1 protein-coding gene is annotated in these 311 nt (G+C 67.5%); it reads left to right on the forward strand.

Annotation, left to right across the window (positions count from 1 at the left end):
* On the forward strand, positions 1 to 311 hold a 311-nt coding region (locus tag AC5Y2L_RS28610), incomplete at both ends, for a zinc-binding dehydrogenase (protein ID WP_499940108.1).

Raw genomic sequence — 311 nt, forward strand, 5'->3', positions numbered from 1 at the left:
CTGCACGAGCTGGCCCGCATCAAGGCCGGCGAGAAGGTGTTGATCCATTCCGCCACCGGCGGAGTGGGACAAGCAGCACTCGCCATCGCCCGCGCCGCCGGTGCCGACATCTTCGCCACCGCCGGCAGCGAACAGCGCCGACAACTGCTGCGCGACATGGGCATCGAACACGTCTACGACTCGCGAAGCCTGCAGTTCGCCGACCAGATCCGCACCGACACCGACGGCTACGGAGTCGACGTCGTGCTCAACTCACTACCCGGCGCCGCCCAGCGCGCCGGACTCGAGCTGCTGTCGTTTGGCGGACGATT

The sequence above is a fragment of the Mycobacterium sp. NGS66 genome, assembly GCF_059812225.1.